The 19,972-nt window shown below is 61.5% G+C and carries 17 protein-coding genes; 7 read left to right on the top strand and 10 right to left on the bottom strand.

Going from position 1 to position 19,972, the window contains the following annotated elements:
- Positions 1 to 221 precede the first annotated feature (221 nt).
- From PQQ86_RS26390 to flhC, 7 genes are all read left to right on the top strand, one after another.
- Positions 222 to 593 carry a type II toxin-antitoxin system RelE/ParE family toxin gene (locus PQQ86_RS26390; RefSeq protein ID WP_408279366.1) on the top strand — a complete coding sequence of 124 codons (372 nt, stop codon included), beginning with the start codon at positions 222 to 224 and terminating at the stop codon, positions 591 to 593.
- A complete protein-coding gene (locus tag PQQ86_RS26385; RefSeq protein ID WP_408273576.1) occupies positions 590 to 892 on the top strand; it encodes an addiction module antidote protein in 303 nt (100 codons plus the stop codon). Before PQQ86_RS26390 ends, PQQ86_RS26385 begins: the two co-directional genes overlap by 4 nt.
- A gap of 166 nt (positions 893 to 1,058) precedes the next feature.
- Positions 1,059 to 1,937 (top strand): helix-turn-helix domain-containing protein, encoded by an 879-nt coding sequence (locus PQQ86_RS26380; protein WP_408273574.1) that lies wholly within the window; start codon positions 1,059 to 1,061, stop codon positions 1,935 to 1,937.
- 93 nt (positions 1,938 to 2,030) lie between these two features.
- Positions 2,031 to 2,561, top strand: coding sequence for a GNAT family N-acetyltransferase (locus PQQ86_RS26375; protein WP_408273570.1), 531 nt, complete (start codon positions 2,031 to 2,033; stop codon positions 2,559 to 2,561).
- A gap of 269 nt (positions 2,562 to 2,830) precedes the next feature.
- Positions 2,831 to 4,054 (top strand): YeeE/YedE family protein, encoded by a 1,224-nt coding sequence (locus PQQ86_RS26370; protein WP_408273567.1) that lies wholly within the window; start codon positions 2,831 to 2,833, stop codon positions 4,052 to 4,054.
- A gap of 521 nt (positions 4,055 to 4,575) precedes the next feature.
- Positions 4,576 to 4,896 carry a flagellar transcriptional regulator FlhD gene (flhD, locus tag PQQ86_RS26365; RefSeq protein WP_028194930.1) on the top strand — a complete coding sequence of 107 codons (321 nt, stop codon included), beginning with the start codon at positions 4,576 to 4,578 and terminating at the stop codon, positions 4,894 to 4,896.
- A gap of 14 nt (positions 4,897 to 4,910) precedes the next feature.
- Positions 4,911 to 5,480, top strand: coding sequence for a flagellar transcriptional regulator FlhC (flhC, locus tag PQQ86_RS26360; protein ID WP_408195479.1), 570 nt, complete (start codon positions 4,911 to 4,913; stop codon positions 5,478 to 5,480).
- Positions 5,481 to 5,647: 167 nt separating this feature from the next.
- Here flhC and PQQ86_RS26355 read toward each other — a convergent pair whose 3' ends face one another.
- The 10 genes from PQQ86_RS26355 to PQQ86_RS26310 all read right to left on the bottom strand — a co-directional run bounded on the left by PQQ86_RS26355 (position 5,648) and on the right by PQQ86_RS26310 (position 19,956).
- On the bottom strand, positions 5,648 to 6,976 hold the full coding sequence (locus tag PQQ86_RS26355) for an Nramp family divalent metal transporter (RefSeq protein WP_408273564.1): 1,329 nt from the start codon (positions 6,974 to 6,976) through the stop codon (positions 5,648 to 5,650).
- 60 nt (positions 6,977 to 7,036) lie between these two features.
- Positions 7,037 to 8,239, bottom strand: coding sequence for an acyl-CoA dehydrogenase family protein (locus PQQ86_RS26350; protein WP_408273562.1), 1,203 nt, complete (start codon positions 8,237 to 8,239; stop codon positions 7,037 to 7,039).
- A 192-nt stretch (positions 8,240 to 8,431) separates the two neighbouring features.
- Complete coding sequence (locus PQQ86_RS26345; RefSeq protein ID WP_408273559.1) at positions 8,432 to 9,088, bottom strand: methionine ABC transporter permease; 657 nt, start codon at positions 9,086 to 9,088, stop codon at positions 8,432 to 8,434.
- Positions 9,081 to 10,238 carry a methionine ABC transporter ATP-binding protein gene (locus tag PQQ86_RS26340; protein WP_408273558.1) on the bottom strand — a complete coding sequence of 386 codons (1,158 nt, stop codon included), beginning with the start codon at positions 10,236 to 10,238 and terminating at the stop codon, positions 9,081 to 9,083. The genes PQQ86_RS26345 and PQQ86_RS26340 overlap by 8 nt, the downstream gene beginning before the upstream one ends.
- Before the next feature lie 13 nt (positions 10,239 to 10,251).
- A complete protein-coding gene (locus PQQ86_RS26335) occupies positions 10,252 to 11,667 on the bottom strand; it encodes an LLM class flavin-dependent oxidoreductase (RefSeq protein ID WP_408273555.1) in 1,416 nt (471 codons plus the stop codon).
- 67 nt (positions 11,668 to 11,734) lie between these two features.
- Positions 11,735 to 12,574 (bottom strand): MetQ/NlpA family ABC transporter substrate-binding protein, encoded by an 840-nt coding sequence (locus PQQ86_RS26330; RefSeq protein WP_408273552.1) that lies wholly within the window; start codon positions 12,572 to 12,574, stop codon positions 11,735 to 11,737.
- Positions 12,575 to 12,954: 380 nt separating this feature from the next.
- Positions 12,955 to 14,571, bottom strand: a complete 1,617-nt coding sequence (locus PQQ86_RS26325) for an efflux transporter outer membrane subunit (protein ID WP_408273550.1) — start codon at positions 14,569 to 14,571, stop codon at positions 12,955 to 12,957.
- A gap of 13 nt (positions 14,572 to 14,584) precedes the next feature.
- Entirely contained in the window at positions 14,585 to 17,770 is a 3,186-nt protein-coding gene (locus PQQ86_RS26320) for an efflux RND transporter permease subunit (RefSeq protein WP_408273548.1), read from the bottom strand.
- 74 nt (positions 17,771 to 17,844) lie between these two features.
- Positions 17,845 to 19,056, bottom strand: a complete 1,212-nt coding sequence (locus PQQ86_RS26315; protein ID WP_408273546.1) for an efflux RND transporter periplasmic adaptor subunit — start codon at positions 19,054 to 19,056, stop codon at positions 17,845 to 17,847.
- Between the two features lie 45 nt (positions 19,057 to 19,101).
- Entirely contained in the window at positions 19,102 to 19,956 is an 855-nt protein-coding gene (locus PQQ86_RS26310; protein WP_408273543.1) for an alpha/beta hydrolase, read from the bottom strand.
- Between the last annotated feature and the right edge of the window lie 16 nt (positions 19,957 to 19,972).

Genomic DNA, 19,972 nt, shown 5'->3' with positions numbered 1-19,972 from the left:
AAGATTGACGGCTCGAGCGCAGCGCGTCGATTACGTGGGAGGTAAGCATCCGGATGCACCGGCGTGAAGAACCATGCGTTTTGTCCACCGGATTGGCCATCCGGCCGAGTCGTCACCGGCTGCGTCAGCCGCTAACCTCGTGGCGAATTGGGGGGCCGTGCAGCATCGACTCGCGGCATGTGACGAACTGAATGGGCGCGGACACAAGCCGCTTTTTTAATATGGTTTTCACACTTGCAAGACCGTATCCAACGGGATACACTCATCAACAAATCGGTTCACCGCCTGTGTACACGGTCAAGCGCACCGAGGAATTCGACCACTGGCTCGCCGGCCTCGCAAACTTGAGAGCGAGAGCCAAAATCCTGGTGCGGATCCGGCGTGCTGAGCGAGGTCATTTCGGCGACGTGAAGTTGCTGGACGACGGTGTGTCCGAGATGCGTATCGATTGCGGTCCCGGCTATCGGGTCTACTTCGCGCGCGAAGGGCGCATGGTGTTCCTGCTGCTCTGCGGTGGCGATAAATCCACGCAGCCAGTCGACATCAGGCGTGCCAGATCAATGTGGGCAGACATCAGAAAGGAACTGTCATGAGCAAAGTCAAAACCACACGGTTCGACGCATCGCATTACCTCGATAGCGAAGAGATGATCGCCGAGTATCTCAACGCAGCGCTGGAAGAAGGCGACGCCGACCTCCTCCTCGCCGCGATCGCCGACATCGCAAAAGCACGCGGCATTGCGAAGGTTGCGGCCGACGCTGGACTCGGGCGCGAAAGCCTCTATAAAACACTCGCACCCGGCTCCAAACCGCGCATGGATACGGTGTTCAAACTGCTGCGCGCGCTGGGCGTCAAACTCAACGCCGTGCCGGAAGGCGTGGCGCCCGCCTGATTCGCGCCTGGCGTGTTGTCGCTTGGGGTACCACCCTGAATGAGTTGCGTATCCATGGGTGCTCCTACGCTTTCTCGGATATTCCTGGGTATTGCTGTGCATTCCCGGGTATTCCATTACCTGTCAGGTAATGGATCGCTAACGCGCTTTGGCTATCATCGGCAACATGAACACACACTCTCTCGCACAAACCATCCCGTCAAACAGGCCGACGGCAAGCCGCACGGTCGGCGATCTGCTGCGCGAATGGCGGCAGCGGCGAAGAATGAGCCAGTTGCTGCTCGCCGCTGAAGCCGATATTTCAACGCGGCATCTGAGCTTCGTCGAATCGGGCCGTGCGGTGCCCAGCCGGGAAATGGTTATGCACCTGGCCGAGCGGCTCGACGTGCCACTGCGCGCGCGCAATGCGCTGCTAATTGCGGCGGGTTACGCGCCGCTATTCCGCGAACGCCCTTTGACGGACCCGCAGTTGGCCGCCGCACGCGAGGCAGTTGAGTTGGTGCTCAAAGGTCACGAGCCGTATCCGGCACTCGCGATCGACCGTCACTGGACCATCGTTGCCGCGAACAATGCGCTTGCGCCGCTGCTTGCAGGCGCAAGCCCGGAGCTTCTGAAACCGCCAGTCAATGCGATGAGACTGAGCTTGCATCCGGAAGGCATCGCAGCGTCGATCGTCAACTGGCATGCCTGGCGCGCGCACGCGCTGTCCCGACTCCAGCGACAAATCGACGTGAGCGGTGACGACACGTTGAGCGCCCTGCGCGACGAACTCGCCGCATATCCCGCCCCGCCCGGCGCGGAAGCGGCCGACCACGAAGACACGATGGGCAATCAGATCGCCGTGCCGCTGCGTTTGCGCACACCGATCGGCCTGCTGTCGTTCTTCAGCACGACCACGGTATTCGGCACACCGGTAGATGTCACACTGTCGGAGCTCGCTATTGAAGCCTTCTTTCCCGCCGATCAGCAAACCGCGGCGGCATTGCGCGAGTTTGCCGCAAGCCAACGCGCGGAAGGCCAAGGGGCTGAAGCCGTGAGGCCATAGCCGCACCGCTGAACCGCGGAAACCTGAAGAGCAACATCGAAAGCTGGGTTGTTTCCGCTTGCAGCACCATTCAAACCATACGGAGAGACACACTTGATCAACAGCGCCCTACTGGTTCGCCAACTCGGTCCCGCCGACCGCGACGCCTACTTTCAGCTTCGCCTGCGCGGACTGAAGGCGCATCCGGAGTCGTTCGGTCAAAGCTACGAGGAAGCGGTGGCCAAGGGTGCCGCTCGGCACGACGCGATTTTGCAAGGCGCACGCGCAGCCGAAGGCGACTTTTTGCTCGGTGCTTATGAATCGGCCAATACCCCATTGATCGGCGTGGTCGGATTGCTGCGTAACCGGAGCGACAAGGAACGGCACAAGGCCTCTGTCATCGGTATGTATGTCGCGCCGGAAGCTGCGGGCCGCGGAGTCGGGCGCGCGTTGCTTAATGAATTGCTGGCGCGAGCGGCACAGATAGAAGGTCTACGGCAAATCCAGTTGATGGTGGGTAGCCGCAACGAGGCGGCGCGCAAGCTCTATGAATCGCTTGGCTTTCGCAAATATGGTTGCGAGGTCGACGCATTGAACGTCGGCGGAGTGTTTCACGATGCTGATCTGATGGCGCGCTTCTTGTAACAGCTATCGGGCGCCAATCCTGCTCTGGGGGCATCCGTCCCGAGACGCAGTGAGAAGCGGCGGCAATCAGTGCCCATGCTCAAAGCGAAACGTAGTCAATCGACCGGGAAGCCGTCGCCCAGCAGTCAACGCCGCACAACGGACCGCGCCCTGCTTCAACGCGCGATCCGTGCTATCTTTTTCAATCACCTTTCCGCTGCGCCAACCCCGAAACGGCTCATCCGCCGCCCTCGGGCTATCTTCGATTTGCCGCTCGCCAGTCAAACACCATGTCCGATCTTGCCACTTCGCTTCCGCGCGTCCCACGCCGTTTCGACATCAATCCGAAACCGCTGGGCGCCGCACTCCTTCTAATCGCGCTGGGCGCCGTCTATCTGGCGCAGACCGTTAGCGGCCGTCAGGCTGCGCTCTACATCGTCGGCACATTGCTGGGGTTGTCGCTCTATCACGCGGCGTTCGGTTTTACCTCCGCGTGGCGAGTCTTTATCGCCGACGGCCGCGGCGCGGGTCTGCGCGCCCAGATGCTGATGCTGGCGCTCGGCGTGTTGCTGTTCTTTCCGGCGCTCGCCGCGGGCACGCTGTTCGGCCGGCCGGTGGTCGGCCTCGTCGCGCCGGCCGGCACGTCCGTTCTGGTCGGGGCCTTCATGTTTGGCATCGGCATGCAGTTAGGCGGCGGCTGCGCGTCCGGCACGCTGTACACCGTGGGCGGCGGCAGCACGCGCATGATCGTCACGCTGGCGGCGTTCGTCATCGGTTCGGTTGTCGCCACCGCGCACATGCCGTTCTGGACCGCACTACCGTCTCTTAAACCGCTTTCGATGGTGACCACGCTCGGCCTCGGCTGGGCGATCGCGCTGAATCTGTTCATGTTCGCTGCGATCGCAGCGCTCACCGTATGGGTCGAACGGCGCCGCCATGGCCGGCTGATCGACGAGCCGCAGCGTGCGCCGCACGCGTCGCCATGGCTACACGGCCCTTGGCCGTTGTTCGTCGGCGCAATCGCTCTGGTCCTGCTCAACTTCGCGACGCTGGCGCTGTCCGGTCGCCCATGGGGCGTGACGTCTGCGTTTGCGCTGTGGGGCGCCAAGATATTCGCCGCACTGGGTATCGATGTGGCCAATTGGCCGTATTGGGCCACTCACGCCAACGCCGGCGCACTGGCCGCCCCTGTTACACATGACGTCACGACGGTGATGGACATTGGCATCATCCTCGGCGCCATGACGGCTGCCGCGCTTGCCGGCCGTTACGCACCGGTCTGGAAGGTGCCGGCCCGCTCGCTGGTCGCGGCGGTGGTCGGTGGCCTGATGCTCGGCTACGGAGCCCGTCTGGCCTACGGTTGTAACATCGGCGCCTATTTCAGCGGCATCGTGTCAGGCAGCTTGCACGGTTGGCTGTGGCTGGTCGCCGCCTTCGCCGGCAACGTACTCGGCACCCGCCTGCGCCCGGCGTTCGGCCTCGAAGTCGAACGGATCCGCGCAAACGGTTGCTAGAAGTTACAAATGCGGCCTCGTTTGTAACCGGGGCCGCATCAATGTGTTACACGTCCGATTTGTCCCCATAGCAGCGCCAATGAACGGTATTTATTACTTTCAATTGGACTCGCTTTCTATTTCCTTTCTGATTCAGTCCTGATTTTCCAGTTCTCGATCGGGCACACATCATTGCTCAGATGAATAACTATGAAGCCCACCACGCAGGGGTTTTCATGGATCAGACGAAATTCCCAGGCAGCAAAAAACCCGCTAAGCATTGCCTATTACAGGACTGTGAAAGACTTACCGAAATTTGATGTATCTTTTTGAGATATTTTTTTAAGAAGGGATTGATTTCTTGTTTTGCCCTTCATACAATTCGACCCAAGCTGTTACGAAATGTAACGCGATGTATCAAAAAGTCGCGATCTGTATCAGGTGGTGACATGTAGCCGGAGGACAACGTTTCCGGCGAGGCACAAAAGACATAACGGCAAAAAAAGCCGACTTAGTAATTCGGGGCTTCGGAAACACAGAAAATGGACCGTAGCAGCGAGACGCTGGATTCAATCCGCGAGATCAACTTGTCTTACATCATGCTCGCGCAACGTATGTTGCGTGAGGACAAACCGGTCGGCATGTTCCGACTGGGACTGTCGTCGGAACTGGCTGATTTGCTTGCCGGGCTGTCGCTCGCGCAGATCGTCAAGCTGGCCGCTTCCGATCAGCTTTTATGCTTCTTCCGCTTCAACGACCACTCGATGTTGTCGGCGTTGACGCAAACGACGAAGCACGCAGCAGTTGCACCGACTCACGCGGCGATCCTGCTTGCAGGCCAGCCTGCTGAGCAGTTTGCTTAATTGAGGTGACCGCGATGCTCAAGCGTAGCCTGACGGAAGACGCACAAGAAGTATTCCGTGCCATCGCGCTGATTGAACTCGGCGCGCGCATGCAGGTGCTCGAAAGCGAGTTGACGCTTTCGCGCGACCGCATGATCCGCCTGTACCGCGAGGTCAAAGGCGTGTCGCCGCCCAAGGGCATGCTGCCGTTCTCGGCGGACTGGTACATGACGTGGCTGGCGAACATCCACGCGTCGTTGTTCTACAACACGTACCTGTTTCTGAAGAACGAAGCGCGTTGCTCGCACCTGGATGCGCTGACCAAAGGGTATCGGCTGTATCTGGAACATTGCCAGCACAGCGACACCGAACCGGTACTGGATCTGACGCGCGCATGGACGCTGGTGCGTTTCTTCGACGCCAACATCTTGCAGCAGACCAAATGCTGCCGTTGCACCGGCAAGTTCGTCGCGCACAAGCACGACCTGCAACACAACGTGGTGTGTGGCGCCTGCCAACCGCCATCGCGCGCCGGCAAGACCAAAAAGGCCGCCGCCGCTCGTCAGGAAGCGCTCGAAGCAGCGCAGATTGCGCAAGCCGCCTGAGTTAAGTGGAATCGATGAGGGCCGGTCCAGCCTGATTCGAACCGAAGCACCTTGGAAAAAGTCCGCCATCCCGCGGACTTTTTTTTGTGTAATTCTCGCCCTGACACGAGACACATCACATCCAACACCCGACACCAGGCGCTACCCCGCTGCTTCCCGCAGCCGCATCAGTCGACCAGTCCCACCGTCTGCACCACCAGCCACAGATTCGCCGCACTGATCACCACGAACAGCGACCAGGCGAGGAGCCGCGTCGGCAGCCTATTGGCGAATTCGCCCATTAACGAACGATCGTTGGTCATGCGGATCAGCGGATAAAGCGCGAACGGCAGTTGCAGGCTCAACACGACCTGGCTTGCGACCAGCAGTTTGCCGACTGCGCCGTTGCCCATCGTCTGCACGCCGATCAGCGCCGGAATCAAGGCAAGCGCTCGTGTGATAAAGCGCCGCTGCCAGCACGGAATTTTCAGCTTCAGGAAGCCTTCCATGATGACCTGCCCCGCCACCGTGCCGGTGAAGGTCGAGCTTTGCCCCGACGCCAGCAGCGTGATCGCGAATAGCACCGCCGCGAAACCGGTGCCGACGATCGGCGCGAGCAGTTTGTACGCGTCTTCGATTTCGGTGACCTGATTGTGGCCGGTCGCGTGGAACGCGGCGGCCGCGAGAATCAGGATCGCCATATTGATCAGCAGCGCAATCACCAGCGAGACGATCGTATCGATGCGCGACATGCCGATTGCCGATCGGATGCTGGCCGAATCGCGTTTAACCGCGCGGGTCTGCACGATTGACGAATGCAGATAGAGGTTGTGGGGCATCACGGTCGCACCGAGTATGCCGATCGCCAGATACATCGGCTCGCGGCTGCTGATCGCCTGCCACGAAGGAATCAGTCCTTGCGCGACTGACGGCCAATGCGGCTTCACCAGTGCCAACTCGATGATGTAACCGACGCCGATAGTCGCGATCAACCCAAGCATGATCGCTTCAAGGTCGCGGAAATTCTTGCCCTTCAGGCCGAGCACGATCAACGTGTCGAATGCGGTCAGCAACACCCCGGTGGTCAGCGAACATTTGAAGAGCAGATGGAAGGCCAGCGCACCGCCGAGCACTTCGGCCAGATCGCAGGCCACGATCGACAGCTCCGCAAGCAGCCACTGAAAGCGCGCGACACCTGGTGAATAACGCAGTCTCGACAATTCCGCGAGGTCCCGCCCGGTGGCGATGCCCAGGCGCATGCTCAGGCATTGCAGCGCCATCGCCGCAAGACTCGACAGCATGACGACGAACAGCAGGCTGTAGCCGTAACGCGAGCCCGCTTCGATATCGGTGGCCCAGTTGCCGGGGTCCATGTAGCCGATCGAAATCAGCAGGCCAGGCCCCGCGAATTGCAGGATTTTTTTCCAGAACGGCGCGCCTTGCGTGACGGCGACCGTGCCTTGCACCTCGGATGGGCAAAACGGCGCCGTTGCGGTGGTCGGTAATTTGAACTGCAAGCCGGTGGTCTCTTGAAGGGGATAAACCGCGACGCCTCAGGCAGGCCACCGCGAACCGCCTCAAGTGTACAAAGAAACTTCCGGCAATGTCCCGCTTAACGCATACCGGCCAACGTCGCGTACGCGATAGTCGAGTGGATCGTGCAGCGTATGCACGCGAGCGTTACGCCAGAAGCGGTCGAGCGCGAGCGGTGCGTGGGTGGCGCGCGCGCCGCAGGCATCGAACAGTTTTTCGCTGACGTCGAGCGCGGCGCGGTGCGCGACGATTTTCGCCTCCGAGGTGGCGAGCGCCACCTGTGCACGGGTTTCGGCGTCCAGAGCCGGGCCTTGTTGCCATGCGTCTTCGAGCGCGTAGGCGGCACGCACTGCCAGCGCTTCCGCACTCACCGCCTGCAAACGCATCTCGCCGAAGCGCTGGATCAGGTAGGGATCGTCGGTGGCTTTATCAACGCCGGAAGAGATCCACGGCTTGCCGTACTGCGTGACGTACGTGCGTGCTTCTTCGAGCGCGCCCTGCGCGATGCCGACGAACAGATTGATCAGCACCTGCTGCGAGATCAGCGTGCGCAAACTCGCGTATGGCGTGTCGGCCCGCTCCAGCACCTCGTGCGGTTCGACCTTGACTTGCACAAAGGAGACGCTGCCGCTATCGGTTTGCCGCTGACCGATCGGATTCCAGTCTTCGTGAACGGTAATGCCTTCACGCGTGGTCGGCACCACCGCGAACACCGCTTTGCCAGTAACCGGATCATGTCCGGAAACCGTCATCATGTGCGAGCCGCGCGTGCCCGAACAAAATCCTTTCTGCCCATCGAGACGATAGCCGCCGTCGCCGGTTGCGCTTGCAACGAGCCGCGTGTCGAGCGGATTGACCGCATTACCCCACCACCAGCGTCCTTCCACTGTGCCGCCCAGATAGCGGGCACGTTGTTCCGGGTTGCCCCATACATTGACGCTGACCACCTGCAGGCACGTGAAGCCCAGCAGATGTGCAAGCGCACTGTCGACTCGCGCGATCTGGCGGATCGTCTCGTAGATCTCGGGCCAGCGCGTGCCGGAACCGCCGAATTCACGCGGCACGGCGAGCGTGAGCAGCCCCGCGTCGGCGATCCACTGTTTTTCCTGCGCGGCGTGGCCACCGTCGCGATCGCGCTGAGCCGCGCTGGCACGCAACGCATCGAGCAAGCCGGTCAGATCGCGCACCACAGGCGCAGCACCGGTTTGCAGCGGTTGCAGTGCCTCGGGATGTCGAGGTTCGTTCATGCAATGTCCACGTGAAGAAGTTTGGCGAGCGACACGCGCGCTTATCCGCGCGGCCGGTTTGCATTCGATCGGGCGAGCGGGAGTCTCGCTGCGTCCAACGTCGTAAATAGCATAATAGACGGTGGCGTCAGCGCTGAAAACGTGGGCCGCACGCGCGTATTCGTCATGCGAATAGCGGCCGAAAGGCGACGCTCATGCGCGTTGCGCAAGCCGTCGCACGAAGCGATCGCCGACGAACTGCACCGCCGTCACGATCACGATCAGCAACACGATCACCGTTACCATCACGGTGGTATCGAAACGCTGATAACCGTAGCGGATTGCCAGATCGCCGAGACCACCGGCGCCCACCGCGCCTGCCATGGCAGAGGACCCGATCATCGCCACCACGGTGATCGTGAAGCCGCCGAGAATGCCCGGCAGCGCTTCAGGCAGCAGCACATGCCAGATGATATGCCGGCGCTGCGCGCCCATCGCCTGCGCGGCTTCGATCAAACCCCGGTCCACTTCGCGCAAGCTGACTTCGGCCACGCGTGCAAAAAAAGGAATCGCCGCGATACTGAGCGGCACGATGGCAGCCCATACACCGATCGTCGTGCCAATCAGCAAACGTGTGAGCGGCAACAGCGCGACCAGCAAAATGATGAACGGCGTGGAGCGGAATGCGTTGACGAGCGCGCCGAGCGTGCTGTTCACCACACGCTTCTCGAAGATGCCGCCGCGCGTGGTGGTGACCAGCACCAAGGCGAGCGGAATGCCGACCAGCGCCGCGACGAAGGCCGATATGCCGACCATGACGATGGTGTCGCGAATGGCATCGGCGAGTTCCGAGAGCCAGAGATCAGACATAGCCCAGCACCTCGACATGATTGGCATAGTGACGCGCGCGCTCGAGCAGCGTCGCGATCTGCTTTTGCACCGTGCCGTCCGCATTCGCGCGCACTTCTGCCGATACCACCAGACGCCCTTGCGCATGCCCCTGAATCCGGTCGATGCCGCCATGCACGAAACTCACGCGTCCACCTTCAATGCTCAATGCAGACGTCAACCCGCCCAGGTCAGGCTCACGTGCGTCGCTGCCGGTGAAGCGCACGTCGAGCAGAATCTGCGCATTCGCTTGCGCGATCTCGTGCAACGGTTTGACGCGCGCGGCGAGATCCGCAGGCAGATCATGCACCAGGGTCCGCAGCAACGCGCGCGTCGCGTCGTGCTGCGGGTCGCCGAATACCCGCCACACCGGGCCGGTCTCCACCACCTCACCGCGTTCGATCACGGCCACCGTATCGCACACTTCGCGAATGACCTGCATTTCGTGCGTAATCAGCACGATGGTCAGGTTGAGCCTCTGATTGATATCGCGCAGCAACGCCAGAATGGCTTGCGTCGTTTCCGGATCGAGTGCGGAGGTCGCCTCGTCGCACAGCAGAATGTCCGGATCGGTCACAAGGGCGCGCGCGATCCCAACGCGCTGTTTCTGGCCGCCGGACAAACTCGCCGGATAGGCATCGCGCTTGGTCGACAGGCCGACTAGTTCGAGCAAAGCGTCGACCTTCCTGTCGATCGCAGCTTTTGGCGCGCCAGCGATTTTTAGCGGCAACGCAATGTTTTCGCGCACCGTTTTCGCGGAGAGCAAATTGAAATGCTGGAACACCATGCCGATACGCCGTCGCAGCGTGACCAGCCCGCGTTCGTCGAGCTCGCCGACACTCACGCCATTCACACGCACGGCGCCGGAACTCGGCTTTTCCAGACCATTGACGAGCCGCAGCAGGGTCGATTTGCCTGCGCCGCTTCGGCCGATTATGCCGAACACTTCACCACGCGCTACCTTCAGCGTGACGTTCTCCAGCGCTGCGGTAGACACACCGCGCGTGTTGGCGAACACCTTGCCCACGTCGTCGAATACGACAACTTCTTGCGTGGTATCGATCGCCTCACGATTCAAGGCGAGGGATGGTGCGTCTTCAATGAATTGCGGCACGTCGAAAAGATGAGCCATGACTTCGTTCCTCTCAAGCGTCCACGGTGGATCGCGCGCCGGTTTGCGCAATTGGTGCATTGCGCCGATGCCGCGCACCGGCATGCACCTCAGGCAGTCGCGCGCGGCCGCCACCGAATAGCTTTTCACGCAGCGTCGGCGCCGGGTCGTAGTCTTCCTTGTAGACGCCGCGATTCTGCAATTCCGGCACCACCAGATCGACGAAGTCTTCGAACGATTCGGGCATGACGGTGCGCGTCAGATTGAATCCGTCGACGCCGGCCTCTTCTATCCACGACACCAGCTCGTCCGCGATCTGCTGCGGCGAACCGACTACGGGCTTCGCGCGGCCGCCGAGCGTCATCTGTTCGAGCACCTTGCGTTTGGTCCATACGCCGCTCACGCTCTTCTTCGAAATCGCTTCAACGGCCGATTGCATCGATTCGGTCTTCACATACGAAATCGGCTCATCCAGTTCGTACCGCGAGAAGTCGATGCCGGTCGAACTGGAGAAATGCGCGATGCCGCCCTCGGCGCTCGCGTAACGCCGGTATTCTTCGAATTTCTCCTGCGCGGCGCGTTCTGTTTCGCCGACTACAACGGTGATGCCGGCAAAGATCTTGATATCGTCAGGCGCGCGGCCGAAGCTCACCGCCCGTGCGCGAATGTCGTCGACAATGGAACGCGTGAGCTGCTTGTTCTGGCCACCGACAAACACGCATTCCGCGTGACGCGCCGCGAAATCGACGCCCCGGCTCGACGAACCCGCCTGATACAGCACCGGCGTGCGTTGCGGCGACGGCTCGCTCAAATGAATGGCGTCGATCGAATAGTACGGACCGTCGTGCTTCACGCGATGCACCTTGTCAGGGTGAGAGAAGATACGTGCTTCGCGATCGCGCACCACTGCGTCGTCTTCCCAGCTTTGCTCCCACAGCTTGTAGACCACGTCCATATAATCGTCCGCGCGATCGTAGCGGTCGTCGTGGCTAATCTGTTGCGCGAGACCCATGCCGCGCGCCGCGCTGTCCAGATAGCCGGTGACGATGTTCCAGCCGACCCGGCCCTTCGTCAGGTGATCCAGCGTCGACATGCGACGCGCGAACAGGTATGGCGGCTCATAAGTCAGATTCGACGTGACGCCGAAACCGATATGCTTCGTCACGTGTGCCATCGCGGGCACGATCAGCGACGGGTCGTTGATCGGAATCTGCACCGATTCACGCAACGGGGTTTCCGGACCGCCCTGATAAACGTCGTATACACCAACGATATCCGCGAGAAAGATCCCGTCGAACTTGCCGCGTTCGAGCGTTTGCGCGAGGCTCGTCCAGTAGTCGAGGTCGGTGTAATGCGCCGAACGGTCGCGCGGATGCGTCCACAGACCATGATTGATGTGGCCGACCGCATTCATATTGAACGCGTTCAGCAGGATCTTTTTCTTCGCCATCGTTCGGCTCCTTGCTGGTTGCAACGTTGCTAGCGGCGTGACTTGGTTGCGTGCTTAGTTGCGTGGCCTACCAGGCGACGGCGTAGAGGCTGCCGAAGGCCTTGTCGAGCGCAGCGCGCACAGCGGGCGAATGTTGATAGATCGAGATGAACTTGCGGATGCGCGGATCATTTGCGCTTTCCGGGCGCACAACCCACTGGATCGCGTAGTTCTTGTTTTCCAGGCCGTCGAACAACAATGCGCTATTCGGATCGGTGGTGCCCGCGAGCTTGATGAAGCTCGGGTAGCCTTGCGCGAGATCGACGTCGTCGAGCGAGCGGGCCAATTGCGAGGCTTCGAGCTGAACGATCTTCAGGTGCTTCGGGTTGTCGATGATGTCGAGCGTCGTGGCGCGATAGTCGATGCCCGGCGTCAGCTTGATGAGACCGGCGCGTTGCAGCAACAAAAGACCACGACCGCCGTTGACCGGATCGTTAGCGATGGCGACGGTGGCGCCGTCTTTCAATTCATCGAAGCGTTTGATCTTTTTCGAATACAGGCCGATCTTCATGATCGTGCCCGGGGCGATTGCGACGAAGTTATAACCGCCTTGCTTCTTTGCGTTCTCGAGAAACGGGATGTGCTGGAAATAGTTGACGTCGATATCCTTGTTGGCGAGCGCCGCGTTCGGCGTATTCCAGTCGGTGAACTCGATAATCTTCACGTCCAGCCCTTGCTCCTTCGCTTCGCGCGCGGCGACTTTGAGCGCCTCGATTTGCGGGCTGGTGGCGGTGCCGATTTTCAGCGTGGGCGTGTCTGCCGCGAACGCGGGCGTAGCCGACAACGCCAGCGCGAGGCCAAACGTGCCGAAGAGCGTCAGCGTCCGCGCCTTAAAAAAACGCCGTGCAGCGGTCAGAGAAATGCGCATGGTGAACTCGTTAGGATGGGGGCGTGGTGTGTTTCGAGGCGAGCCGAGCCCACGGCATGCGGCCAGGCGTGCCGGATCGGTCGGACAACGGAAATCTGCAGCGCGGGGTTTAACCGGCGCGCGGCAGCGATAGAACGCGCGAGCGGGTCAGCGCGGACAGTGGCAGGTCGGACAGGTCATCGCCTCTCTCCAGATGAGGTGCGAATCATCATAGACGGCGGGAAACCGGCGGTCTACGAACGGATTTTTGGAAGGAAAGCGGGAAAAACGATTTGGGTTGCCCCATCGAGCTAACGCAACATGTCACCAAAGAAAAAACGCCGGGTCGCGCTTTAGCGCAACCCGGCGTTCTTCATCAGCCAACAAACTAAAAGCAACCCTTAGCGCTTCGCCACCTGATCCGCCGACGCAGAAGCAGAAACGGAGCTAGATGCAGCAACCGGACCCGAAGCCGGCGCAACCGCCCCAACCGCCTCGTCGCCCGCAGGCTTCACATCGCCCCAGCCGCCACCCAGCGCGCGAATCAGATTAACCGTCGCCACCGCCTGCGTGCCCGACAGATGGCTTGCCTGCAGTTGCGATGTCAGCACCTGCCGCTCGCCGTCGATCACATCCAGATAGCTGACCGCGCCTTCTGTGTACTGCGTGCGCGACAGATGCGCCGCCCGTTGCGAGGCCACGACCGCATCGTTCTGCTCGCGCATCTGATCGTCGAGCAAACGCAGATCGGCCAGGTTGTCCTCGACCTCACGGAACGCCACTAGCACCTGTTGACGATACTGCGCCACATCTTCGTCATACTTCGAGCGAGCTTGCGCGAGGTTGGCCTTGCGGCGTCCACCATCGAACAGAGGCACTGTCAGCGCGGTGCCGGCCAATGGCCCAAGGAGGAACGCGCGGCTCGACCACATGAACAGATCGCCGAGCGTCGCCGACTCATACCCAAACGCGCCCGTGATATCGAGCTTCGGGAAAAACGCCGACTTCGCCAGACCGACTCGTGCATTGGCCGCCATCATCGCCCGCTCCGCCGCCGAAATGTCCGGCCGACGTTCGAGCAGCGCCGAAGGCAAACCTGGCGGCACACGCGCCGTCACCGGCGCGAGCGGCGCTTCCGCGAACGAGAAATCCGCCGGCGGCTTGCCAAGCAGAATCGCCAGGCTGTGCTCGGAGGCCGCGCGCTGGCGCGCGACGCCCACTGCATCCGCACGCGCACTCGCCAGTTCGTTACGGGAGCGCGAAACATCCAGCTCGCCGATATCGCCTTCCTTGAAGCGGCGCTCGACCAGCTTCAGCGTGTCCTCGCGCAACGCCACGGTACGGCGGTACAGATCCTGATCCGTGTCGAGCTCGCGCAACTGGAAGTAGTTCTGTGCGACGTCAGCTTGCAAGGACAACTGTACCGACCGGAACAGCGCTTCACTTTGCTGCTCGTCCGCACGCGTCGCATTCACATTCGACCCGACCCGTCCGAAGAGATCGGTCTCGTACGACGCACCCACCTGTGCGCGCCAGATCGTGCCCGTCGTACCACCCACGCTATCCGGCTGCAATTGCGAGGCCGCCGACGCCCGTTCACGCGTCGGGCCGAAGCCCGCGTCGAACTTCGGGAACCAGTCCGACTTTGCCGCCTGCGTCACCGCACGCGCCTGCTGCACGCGCGCCGCGGCCGCCTTCAGGTCCTGATTCGCGGCAGCCGCCTGCTCTTCCAGCGCGTTCAACTGCGGGTCGCCGAAAATCGTCCACCATTCGCCGCGATGCGCGTCGTCGGCGGGCTGAGCCTGTTTCCAAATACCCGCGTCCTGCGGCGATGCGGCGGACGTAGCCGATGCAGCGGATGCACCCGTAGCAGCAGCGGGCGTTTCCTTGAACGCAGCCGGCGCATCCACCTCCGGTCGCTTATACGTGGGCTCCACGGAGCAAGCCGCGAGCAACGCCAGCAGCAAACCGCTGGCAGTCGCTCTGCCCCACCCGCTTAAAGATTCAAAACGCTTCATTATTATTTTCTCCTCAGGCGTCCGTCACCGGCGCCCCAAGGTGCGGCGCGTCTTTCTGCGCGACGTGAATCGTCCCGCCCGCCAACGTACGCAGCACCACATAGAACACAGGGGTCAGCATCAGGCCGAACAGCGTCACGCCGAGCATGCCGAAGAACACCGCAATACCCATCGCATGACGCATCTCCGAACCGGCTCCGCTCGAGAGCACCAGCGGCACCACACCCATGATGAAAGCGATCGACGTCATCAGAATCGGACGCAGACGCAAGCGGCTCGCCTCGATTGCCGCGGCCAGCGGCGTACGCCCGTCGTGTTCGAGTTCGCGAGCGAACTCGACGATCAGAATCGCGTTCTTCGCCGACAGCCCCACCAGCACCATCAAACCGATCTGCGTGAAGATGTTGTTGTCGCCACCCGTGAGCCACACACCGGTCAGCGCGGACAGCACGCTCATCGGTACGATCAGGATCACTGCGAGCGGCAGCGTCAGGCTTTCATACAACGCGGCCAGCACGAGGAACACGAGCAGCACGCTGATCGGGAACACCCACAAGCCCGCATTGCCGGCGATGATCTGCTGATACGTCAGGTCGGTCCATTCGAGCTTCACGCCATGCGGCAACGTTTCCGCGGCCACGCGTTCGGCCGCGGCTTGCGCCTGGCCCGACGAGAAGCCCGGCGCCGGACCACCGTTGATGTCGGCAGCCGTATAGCCGTTGTACCGCACCACCATTTCCGGACCGTACGTAGGCGTCACCGTCACCAGCGACGACAACGGCACCATGTCGCCCGTGGCATTACGCGTCTTCAGTTGCAGGATGTCGTCGGCACGTTGACGGAACGGCGCGTCAGCCTGCACCCGCACCTGATACACGCGGCCGAAGCGGTTGAAGTCGTTCACATACAGCGAACCCAGATAGATCTGCATCGTGTTGAACACGTCCGTGACCGGCACGCCGAGTTGTTTGGCTTTCACGCGATCCAGGTCGACGTTCAATTGCGGCACGTTGATCTGATAGCTCGAGAACGTCGGTCCGAGTTCAGGCGTTTGCGCTGCCTTCTTCACGAAGGCTTCCGCAGCCTTGTTCAACTCCGCATAGCCCACGGCACCGTGATCTTCCAACTGCATCTTGAAGCCGCCCAGCGTACCCAGGCCAAGCACAGGGGGTGGCGGGAAAACCGCAACGAACGAATCTTTGATCGCGCCGTACTGCTGGTTCAACGCACCGGCAATCGCACCGGCGGAGAGCTTCTTGTTGCCACGCTCCTTGAAAGGCTTCAACGTGACGAACACGATGCCCGCGCTGGAACTATTGGTGAAACCGTTCACCGACAAGCCAGGGAACGCCACCGCGCTTTCTACGCCCGGCTGCTTCAAGGCAATCGCGCTCATGTCGCGGATCACCTTTTCCGTGCGATCCAGCGAGGCACCGTTCGGCAATTGCGCAAACGCGATCAGGTATTCCTTGTCCTGCGCCGGCACGAAACCGCCCGGCACGACGCGCGAGATCAGCACCGTTGCACCCAGCAGGATCGCGTAGACCGCGAGCATCGCACCTTTACGGCGCAGCACGCCCTTCACGCCACGACCGTATTCCGTCGAGCCGCGATGGAACACCTTGTTGAAGCCCTTGAAGAAGCGACCCAGCACGCGATTCATCACGCGCGTCAGGAAGTCTTCCTTGGCGCCATGGCCACGCAACAGCATCGCGGACAAAGCCGGCGACAATGTCAGCGAGTTGAACGCCGAGATCACCGTCGAGATCGCGATAGTCATCGCGAACTGCTTGTAGAACTGGCCCGTCAGGCCGGTCATGAAAGCGAGCGGCACGAACACCGCAACCAGCGTCAGTGCGATGGCGATAATCGGCCCGCTCACTTCCTGCATGGCCTTATAAGTCGCATCGCGCGCACTGAGCCCGCTTTCGATGTTCCGTTCGACGTTCTCCACCACCACAATCGCATCGTCCACCACAATCCCGATGGCCAGCACCATCCCGAACAACGACAACGCGTTGATCGAAAAGCCGAACGCCAGCAGTAGCGAGAACGTACCGACAATCGACACCGGCACCGCAATCAACGGAATAATCGACGCACGCCACGTCTGCAGGAACACGATCACCACGATCACCACCAGCGCAATCGCTTCGAGCAGCGTGTGAATCACCGCCTCGATACTCGAACGCACGAACTGCGTCGGGTCATAGACGATCTTGTATTCGACGCCTGCCGGCATGTCTTCCGCCAGCTCCTTCATCGCGGAACGAACCTGGTCGGAAATCGCGAGCGAGTTCGCGCCCGGCGCCTGATTGATAGCAAGCGCCACAGCAGGTTTGTTGTCGAGCAGCGAACGCAGGCCGTATTCCGACGCCGCCAGTTCGACACGTGCGATATCACGCAGGTACGTCACGCCGCCATCCGGCGCCGTTTTGACGATGATGTCGCCGAATTCGCCCTCAGTCTTCAAACGGCCACGCGCATTCACCGACAACTGCAGTTGCGTGCCCGGCACCGAAGGCGATGCGCCGATCACACCGGCTGCCACCTGAATGTTCTGCTCGCGGATTGCGTTGACCACTTCCGTCGCCGTCAAACCGCGCTGTGCGACTTTCTGCGGATCGAGCCAGACGCGCATCGCGTAGTCGCCGGAACCCCACAACTGCACTTCGCCGACGCCCTGAATCCGCGCCAACCGGTCCTTGACGTTGAGCAACGCGTAGTTGCGCAGGTACGTCATGTCGTAGCGATTGTTCGGAGAGATCAGGTGGACCACCATCGTCAGCGTCGGCGAACTCTTGATGGTCGTGATGCCAAGTCGTTGCACGTCTTCCGGCAGGCGCGGCAGCGCCTGGTTGACGCGGTTCTGCACCAGCTGCGTCGCCAGGTCCGGATTGGTGCCGAGCTTGAAGGTCACCGTCAGCGTGAGATTGCCGTCGCTATTGGCTTGCGACTGCATGTACAGCATGTTCTCGACGCCGTTGATCTGCTCTTCAAGCGGTGCCGCAACGGCCTCCGCGATCACTTTCGGATTGGCGCCCGGATATTGCGCATGCACCACCACCGAAGGCGGCACGACTTCCGGGTACTCCGAAATCGGCAGCTTGAAGAGCGAAATAATGCCCCCCAGCAGGATCAATACCGATAGCACACCGGCAAAGATCGGTCGATCGATGAAGAATTTGGATATGTTCATGGGAAGCTCTTAACGTTGGAGCATGCGCCCGCTACGGCCCGTCAACATGACTGGCCGAGCGCGGCGCACGAGGCTCACGAATTCTTGTCCGCTGCTTTTGCTCGCGTCTGCGCAAGCGGCGCGCTGTTCGGATCCTGGTCGGTGGTCATCGGCACCATGTGAGCGCGCACTGCATCGCCCGGACGCACGCGCTGGATACCGTTCACGACGATGCGGTCGGTTGCCTGCAAACCGCCCTTGACCACGCGCAGGTTTCCCTGCATGCCGCCCACTGCGATTTCCCGGTACACGACGTGGTTGCTCTGATCGACCACCAGCACGAACTTCTTGTCCTGATCGGTGCCCACCGCGGCGTCGTCGATTAGCAGTGCCGGATGCGGCTCGCTGCCGCCGACCTTCACGCGCGCATAGAGACCAGGGATCAATGCACCATCCTGGTTATCAAAGCGCGCTCGCACCCGAATCGTGCCGGACGACGTATCCAGCCGGTTGTCGACGGATTCGATCGTGCCGCTGCGCGAGTAGCCGCTTTCATCCGCCAGCCCAAGATCCACCGGCACCTTGCTGCCATCTTTCGCACGGCTCAGGTATTGCAGGTAGGTTTGTTCGTCAACATCAAACGATGCATAGATCGGCGAAACCGACACCAGCGTGGTCAGCGGCGCCGCGCTTGCGCCCGCCGACACGACGTTGCCCACCGTGATTTCCGCACGCGAGACGCGGCCCGACACCGGCGCGACGATCTTCGTGTAGCCGAGATTGATGCGCGCGGTTTCGACGGCGGCTTGCGCGGCCTTCAGGTTGGCGCTCGCTTCGCGCGCGGCGTTCTGCTTCTCGTCGTAGTCGCGCTTGGCGATCGCGTTGTCGGCGATCAGGCGTTGCGCGCGCTCCCAATCGCTTTGCGTATAGCCCGTACGTGCTTGCGCCGCCGCGACCTGTGCTTCGGTGCGATCGACTTCAGCCGCGTACGGACGCGGATCGATCACGAACAGCGTGTCGCCCTTCTTCACGAGGGCGCCGTCCTTGAAATTGACGGAGACGATCGTGCCCGGCACTTGCGAACGGACGTCCACTTTTTCGACCGCTTCGAGGCGGCCCGAATAGCTTTGCCAGTCGGTGATGGTCTTTTGCACCACGGTGGCCACATCGACTTCCGGCACGATGGTCGGCGCAGCAGGCGAGCTCGCGTCGACGCGGATTGCGCCGAACGTGCCCAGCCCGGCCACCACGATGACGGCTAGCACGGCAATCGCCACACGGCGACGGGAAAGAGGAAGGATAGTCATGAGAAGCTCCCGGTATCGTTGATTAAAGTTTTGCTTATTGGTGTCTCAGCGATGGGCGCGTGCATCGAAGCGCCACTGAAAAAATCGCACCGCTTCCTGCAAGGCGGGCGGATGGTCGGCCAACGCGGCGTGCGAGACGCTGGGATAACGGACCACCTGGGTCAGCACACCCGCGTCGATCAGGCCGCTCGCGTATTTCTCCGCTTCCACATGCAGCACGTCGTTTTGCGCCGTCACGATCAGCGTGGCCGGCAGGCCCGCCAGGCGCGACGATTCGAGCGGTGCGGCATACGGATGCATACGTTGCGACGCTTGCGGCAGATACGCGCGATAACACGCTGCGCATTCCTTCGCGGTAATGTCCGAGCCCAGGCGCTTTTCGTCGCCGAGGCGCGTCAGACTCGGATCGAGCATCGGTCCGAACAGTGCTTGCGCCGCAATGCGCACGTCGCCGCGATCCCGCGCGATGAAAGCGAGGCAGTTGGCCAACTGCCCACCGGCATCGTGGCCCGCCACGCCGACCTTCTTGCTGTTCCCGCCGAACGCGCGTGCCCGTGTCTGCACCCACAGCGCCGCGCGATGTGCGTCTTCGGGCGCCGCCGGAAACGGAAACTGCGGCGCCAGCGAATAACCGACCGAGACGACCAGAGCCGGTAAGTGTTCTGCGAAATACCGGGCGGCGAAGTCCGCCTGATCGATCGAGCCCTTGGTAAAACCGCCACCGTGAAAGTAAAGCAATACCGGCAGTGCGGTTTTCTGTGCCTGGCGGTACAAACGCAACGTAATGTCCTGTGTGTGCCCTTCGATCTGCACGTCAGTGACGTCGAGTGCCGTGCTGTCAGCCTGTGCCGGGCCGCTGCCGGCGGGCACAAACGAGTACGGCGGTTTAAATGCATCCATGTCGAGCCGCGCAATG

This window comes from Paraburkholderia sediminicola (assembly GCF_046026675.1).
GTDB lineage: Bacteria > Pseudomonadota > Gammaproteobacteria > Burkholderiales > Burkholderiaceae > Paraburkholderia > Paraburkholderia sediminicola_F.
Note: the sequence above shows the minus strand (reverse complement) of the source record. Positions and strands in the feature narration are given on the sequence as shown.